At 73.8% G+C, this 6,092-nt stretch carries 7 protein-coding genes; all 7 read right to left on the bottom strand.

The genetic code is table 11. The annotated features are described in order from the left end of the window. Positions 1–185: 185 nt before the first annotated feature. The 7 genes from AB0K10_RS22005 to AB0K10_RS21975 are packed head-to-tail and all read right to left on the bottom strand — an operon-like array spanning position 186 to position 6,081. The gene (locus AB0K10_RS22005) at positions 186–998 is read right to left on the bottom strand and encodes a methyltransferase (RefSeq protein WP_363686166.1); all 813 of its coding nucleotides are present in this window, start codon (positions 996–998) and stop codon (positions 186–188) included. Positions 999–1,031: 33 nt separating this feature from the next. Then, positions 1,032–1,802 (bottom strand): ABC transporter ATP-binding protein, encoded by a 771-nt coding sequence (locus tag AB0K10_RS22000; RefSeq protein ID WP_363686164.1) that lies wholly within the window; start codon positions 1,800–1,802, stop codon positions 1,032–1,034. Beyond that, on the bottom strand, positions 1,802–2,545 hold the full coding sequence (locus tag AB0K10_RS21995; protein WP_363686162.1) for an ABC transporter ATP-binding protein: 744 nt from the start codon (positions 2,543–2,545) through the stop codon (positions 1,802–1,804). The genes AB0K10_RS22000 and AB0K10_RS21995 overlap by 1 nt, the downstream gene beginning before the upstream one ends. Continuing rightward, complete coding sequence (locus AB0K10_RS21990) at positions 2,542–3,555, bottom strand: branched-chain amino acid ABC transporter permease (protein ID WP_363686160.1); 1,014 nt, start codon at positions 3,553–3,555, stop codon at positions 2,542–2,544. The genes AB0K10_RS21995 and AB0K10_RS21990 overlap by 4 nt, the downstream gene beginning before the upstream one ends. Further along, positions 3,552–4,448 (bottom strand): branched-chain amino acid ABC transporter permease, encoded by an 897-nt coding sequence (locus AB0K10_RS21985; protein ID WP_363686158.1) that lies wholly within the window; start codon positions 4,446–4,448, stop codon positions 3,552–3,554. Before AB0K10_RS21985 ends, AB0K10_RS21990 begins: the two co-directional genes overlap by 4 nt. Further along, positions 4,445–5,638 carry an ABC transporter substrate-binding protein gene (locus tag AB0K10_RS21980; protein WP_363686156.1) on the bottom strand — a complete coding sequence of 398 codons (1,194 nt, stop codon included), beginning with the start codon at positions 5,636–5,638 and terminating at the stop codon, positions 4,445–4,447. Before AB0K10_RS21980 ends, AB0K10_RS21985 begins: the two co-directional genes overlap by 4 nt. A gap of 38 nt (positions 5,639–5,676) precedes the next feature. Next, the gene (locus tag AB0K10_RS21975; RefSeq protein ID WP_007460021.1) at positions 5,677–6,081 is read right to left on the bottom strand and encodes a roadblock/LC7 domain-containing protein; all 405 of its coding nucleotides are present in this window, start codon (positions 6,079–6,081) and stop codon (positions 5,677–5,679) included. Positions 6,082–6,092: the final 11 nt, after the last annotated feature.

The raw sequence follows: 6,092 nt of genomic DNA, 5'->3' as shown, positions 1-6,092 counted from the left end.
GGCACCGGTGATCTCACCCCACCCCGCCCCGCCCCGCCCCGCCCCACCCCCCTCCCCGTCGATCATGAAGTTATCGCCGCGACACGCCGATGAGGCGCGCAATAACTTCATGATCGACGCGGGACCGTGGGGGCCGACGCGGGACCTGGGGGGCCGACGGGGGACCGGGGGGCGCCGGGGGGCTGTTAGGGGGTGGGGGCGGGGCGGCGGCCCCGCGTCGACACGAAGTGGTACGACATGACGGCGAACGATGGGTCACGCAGCAGTCGACGGAAGGCGGCGAGCTGCTGGGGCGACAGCCCCGCCGCCAGCAGGTCCGGCTCCAGCTGACGGGAGTTGGTCTCGTAGAGCGACGCTCCGGTCGACCCGCCGGCCCAGCTCTGCGAGTGGGTGCTGGTGTCCACCTCGGTCAGGCCGGCGAGGATCATCTCGGTGTGCACGTCCTGCGCCCACCCCAGGTCGGCGCCGTGCTCCTGCAACACCTCCATCATGGCGTCCATCACCTGCGTGAACAGCTTCGCCGCGTCGTCGCTCGGCGCGTTCAGCACCCGCACCGGCGTGGTGCAGTCGAACTCCTCCACGAGCAGCCAGCCACCGGGCGTCAGCGCACCGGCGAGGGTACGCAGGACCCGTCGGCGCTCGGGTAGGTGCAGCAGCACGAGACGGGCGTGGACCAGGTCGAACGCGTCCCCGGGCGGAAGGTCCGTGCGAACGTCGTGCCGTCGTACGGTCAGGTTGCCGTCGGCACGCAGGTGCGTGGGGTCGATGTCGGTGGCCAGCACGCCGCCGTCCGGGCCGACCGCGCGGGCGATCCGCCAGGCCATCGAGCCGCCACCGGCCCCGACCTCCCAGCAGTGTGACCCGAGGCGCAGCACCGGGCGGGCCAGGCGACGCATCGTGATCGGGTCCAGGAAGGACTCCAGCGCCCGCATCTGCGGGACCGCGTCCGGTGCGCCGTTGTCGAAGGTGTACGCGCCATCGCTGGTGGGAGTCGCCATCGTCTTCTGCCTCTCCGAGAGGAAACAAGTGACCTACGGGGTGTCGGCCCAGAGTCGAGGGGTCGATCGGTTGGCCGGCGGCGGCGGGGTGGCGGCGATGCCCACGAGCGCCTCCAGGGGGCCCGGGTCGCTGCGCGCCTCGACTGTCGGCCGGTCGTAGACGACCCGGCCGTACTCCAGCACCGCCACCCGGTCGGCGACCTCGATCGCGTGGCGGAGCTGCTGTTCGACGAGCAGCACTGTCAACCCGCCGGCGGCCAGGTGGCCGATGAGGTCGCGGATCCGCGCTGCCAGGTCGGGGGAGAGCCCCTCACAGGGCTCGTCGAGCAGCAGCACCCGTGGTTGACCGAGCAGCGCGCGGGCGATGGCCAGCATCTGCTGCTCACCGCCGGAGAGTTCGCAGCCGCGGTGGCGCAGCCGTGCCGCGAGCCGGGGCAGCAGTTCGAGGATCCGGGGCACCGTCCAGCCCTCACCGCCGGGTGTCGCGGCCCGCCACGGCGACGCCGCCAGGACGAGGTGCTCGGCCACCGTCAACCGGGAGAAGACCCGCCGGCCCTGCGGGACGAGGCCGACGCCGGACTGGGCGACCCGGTGGGGTTGCCGCCCGGCTACATGGACGCCGCCGATCTCGATGCGGCCGCTGGAGGCGCGTACCAGCCCGGCGATGGTGTGCACGAGGGTGCTCTTGCCGGCCCCGTTGCGGCCCACCACGGCCTGGATGCTGCCCGGGTGCACTCGCAGGTCCACCTCGTGCAGCACGATCCCTCCGGCGTAGCCGGCGCAGAGCCGCTCCACGTACAGCATCAGGACACCCCGTCGGCGTAGGCCTGCCGCACGAGCGGCGAGGTACGGATCTCGTCCGGTGTGCCGGCGGCCACTGTCCGGCCGTCGCGCAGCACGGTGACGGTGTCGCAGAGGGCGTACACCAGGTCCAGGTGGTGCTCGACAAGCAGCACGGCTACCTGCCGGGGCAGCGCCGCCAGCAGCTCGGCCAGCCGGGCCACCTCGGTGGCGGACAGGCCGGCCGCCGGTTCGTCGAGCAGCAGCAGGCGGGGACGGCCGGCGAGGGCCATCGCGATCTCCAACTGCCGACGCTGCCCGTGGGCGAGGTGACCGGCCGGCACCGCCGCGAGGTCGGCCAGGCCCAGTTGGTCGAGCAGCCCGGCGGCGACCCGGCGTGCCGCGCTCCGGGTCCCACCGGGTGACCACCTGCGGCGTCGCATCGCCCGGGGCAGGGCGGCGACCTCGACGTTCTCGATCGCGGTGAGGGTCGCGAAGACCGCCGGTCGCTGGTGGGTCCGGTTGATGCCACGCCGCGCCCGCGCCGCCGGGCCGAGCCGGCTGACGTCGCGTCCAGCGAAGCGCACCGTGCCGCGCTGCGGCCGTGTCGTCGCGCCGAGCACATTGAGCAGTGTCGTCTTGCCGGCCCCGTTGGGCCCGATCAGGGCGTGCCGCTGACCGTCGTGCACGCACAGGTCGACGTCGGTGAGCGCGGCGAGCGAGCCGTACCGCACGCTGATCCTCTCGGCGCTCAGTAGGCAGGTCATACCCGCAGCTCCGGCGTCGTGTCGCGGTCGCGGGTCGGGGCGGCGTCCGGTGGGCGCGGCGCGGGGACCGGACGCGGGCGGCGGGCTCGGGTGACGCCGGTGGGCAGCAGGTAGACAGTCGCCACGAACAGGACGCCCAGCACCAGCGGCGCGTGCCCGGGCAGCACCCCGAACAACCAGTCGCGTACGGCGATGACGAGGACCGCCCCGACCAGCGCGCCGCCGACCGACGCGGTGCCGCCGATGACGACGCCGAGCAGGAGCAGGGCGGAGGTGTCGAAGCCGAAGTCGGCGGGGGAGACGTACTGCTGGGCGACGACGAGCAGCGAGCCGGCGGCGCCGGCGATCGCCCCGGCGGCGACGTGCGCGCCGGACAGGTACAGCGGCACGCGGTGCCCGCTGGCCCGCAGCCGCATCTCGTCGTCCCGGCCGGCGCGCAGCAGCACCCCCGCCCGGGTCCGTAGCAGCAGCAGGACCGCGCCGACGAGTGTCGCCACGACGACGAGCGTGTAGAGGTAGCGGGCCTGGTCGGTGGCCAGGACCGGCAGTCCCCAGAAGGGACGGACCCCGGCGATGCCGGCCAGGCCGTCCGTGCCGCCGGTCACCGACCGCCAGCGCCCGAGGACGGTCACGACGAGTTCGCCGATCGCCAGGGTGATCATCAGGACGATGACGCCCCGGGCCGGGACGACCAACGGCAGGGTCACGGCGGCGAGCGCCGCCCCGGCGAGCGCCGCCACGGCGACCTGCACGACGCCGACGTCGGAGACCTGGCTGCCGAGCACCGCGCTGGCGTACGCGCCGGCGGCGTACGGCGCGGTCTGGCCCAGGGTGGGCATGCCGGCGACACCGGTGAGCAGCGCCACGCTCACCCCGACCAGGCCCAGCGCCAGCGTGCGGGCGAGGATCGCCGAGGTGTAGTCGTCCACCACCCACGGCGCCACGAGCAGGCCGGCGAGGACGACCGTCGCGACGGCGGCGCGTGTCCGGCGCAGCACCTCGTCTCTCATGTCGCCGCCCACCGCAGGGCCAGGCCCCGCGCCCGCACGGCGAGCACGGCGGCCATGGCGGCGAACAGCAGGAACGGGGCGGCGGACGGCAGCAGCGCCACGCCCAGGGTCTGGATCTCCCCGATCGCCAGTGCCGCGAGCAGGGTGCCCACCATGGACCCGAGGCCCCCGAGGACGACGACCACAAGCGACAGCAGCAGCACCGTGTCGGCGGTGTCCGCTCCGGGGCCGATGATGGGCGCGCCCAGGACGCCGGCCGCGCCGGCCAGCGCGCCACCGACGGCGAGCACACCCACCCTGATCCGCGCCGGGCTCACGCCCAGGCAGGAGACCATCTCCGGGTCGTCCACGGCGGCGCGGACCAGCATCCCGGCCCGGGTCCGCCGCACCGTCAGGTAGAGCCCGGCGGCGAGCGCTGCGGCCACCACGATGAAGACCAGCCGGTACGCGGCGTAGCGGTGCCCGGCGACCTGTACCGACCCGTCGAGGGCGGCGGGCACCAGGACCTGCGGATCGTCGGGGCCGAAGCCGGCGACGAGCAGGCTGCCGCCGGCCAGCGCCACCCCGAAGGTCAGCAGCGCCTGGGTGAGATGGTTGCCGGTGGCGACAGGTGTGAGCAGGCCGGCGAGCAGCGCACCCGCCGCGGCGGCGGCCAGCACGCCGACCCCCAACGCCAGGGCCAGGCTCACCCAGCCGCCGTCGAACACCGCCGCCGCGGTGTAGCCGCCGATCGCGTAGAGCATGCCGTGCGCCAGGTTGAGGATGTTGGCGACGCCGAAACAGAAGACCAGGCCCGCCGCCGCCACGAAGACGAGCAGCCCGTAGGCGACACCGTCCAGCGCCGGGATGACGTACGGGTCGATCCGGTTCGGGCCGGCCGCCACCGCGATCACCGGCCGATGGTCGCGAGGTCACCCACGACGGTGTTGGACAGCGCCCGGCCGTCCTGGCGGACCTGACGCAGGTACCACTTCTGCACGGGCGAGTGCGTGACTCCGGAGAACTGCCACGCGCCGCGCGGGCTGGCGATCTGCCCGAGCTTGCCGATCTGCGCGTTGATCGCCTCCGGCGTCGGGTCGTCCCCGGCGGCGCCGATGGCCCGGTCGAGCACCGCCGCCGCGTCGTACGACGCGAGGGCGTACGTGGTCGGCGACCCGTCGTGCTTGGCCTTCCACGCCGCGACGAAGCCCCGGTTCTCGGCGTTGTCGAGGTCGGGGGAGTAGTTGAGCACCGAGAAGATGTCCCGGGCCGCCTCGCCCTGTGCGTTGAGCACGCCGCCCTCGGTGAGGAACCCCGCCGCGTACAGGGGAACGTCCTTGATCTCGGACTGCGCGTACTGCTTGACGAAGTCGACGGCGGCGCTGCCGGCGTAGAAGGTGTACACCGCCTGCGCGCCGGACGCCTTGATCCGGGCGAAGTACGGCGTGAAGTTGGTGGTGGCCGGGAACGGGGTGAAGGTGGTCTTGCCGTCGGGGTTGGCGAGCGTCCCGCCGGCCTTGGCGAACGCCTCGGTGAAGCCGCGCAGCTCGTCCCAGCCGCCCTGGTAGTCGGGGCCGATGGCGTACACCGAGCCCTTGACGTTGTCGCGGACGTGCTGGGCGATCGCGGCGCCCGGCTCGTCGGAGAGGTACGAGGTGTGCCAGACCCGGGAGACGTCCTTGATCTCCGGCCGGCCGTTGGAGCCGACGAGCGGGACCTTGGTCTCCTGCAGCAGGGGGTAGACGCCGGCGACCGAGCCGCCGCCGACGATGCCGGTGAGCGCGGCCACCCGGTCCTGCTTGAGCAGCTTGGTCGCCGCCGGCACGGCGGTCGCGGCGCCGTTGCCCTCGTCGGCGACGACCAGGTCGACCTGCCGGCCGCCGAGCTTGCCGTCGTGCGTGTCCAGGTACAGCTCGAAGCCGTCGCGGATCTCCTTGCCGACGGACTGGTACGTCCCGGACAGCGAGGCGAGCAGACCGATCTTGATGGATCCGCCGCCGGTCGTGCCGGGCTCGTCGGCGGCGCAGGCTGTGCTCGCGGTCAACACGAGGGCGAGCAGCCCGGCGGCGAGGGCACGGCTGCGCGCGGGGGTGGTGAGGGACATGTCGTCTCCAGGGGAAGGGGAGGGGTCGGTCGGTGGGGTCAGCGGCTGCGGGCGAGCGCCGCACGGGCCGCGGGGGTCAACGCGTCGCCGATCCGGTTGGCCAGCTCCGTCATCTCGTAGGAGACCTTGCCCACGTCGCACTCGGGCGCGGCGAGCACCAGCAGCGACGCCCCGTCGTTGAAGGCCATGGAGAACATGAAGCCGCCTTCGAGCTGGGTGACGTTGGAGATCACCGCCCCGGCGTCGAAGAACGCCGCAGCGCCGCGCAGCAGGCTGACCAGGCCGCTGCCGGTCGCGGCGAGCTGGTCGGCCCGGTCCGGCGGGAGGTCGCGGGTGGCGGCCACCATCAGGCCGTCACTGGAGATGGCGATCGCATGGCTGACCTCGGTCGCGCGCTCGGCGAAGCTGTCCAGCAGCCAGCCGAGGTCCTGGTGGTCGGTCACGTGCCCTCCCT

Origin of the sequence: Micromonospora sp. NPDC049274, from assembly GCF_040678875.1 — a bacterium.
Classification (GTDB): Bacteria; Actinomycetota; Actinomycetes; order Mycobacteriales; family Micromonosporaceae; genus Micromonospora.
The sequence above is the reverse complement of the archived record's forward strand: the minus strand, read 5'-3'. Positions and strand labels throughout refer to the sequence as shown.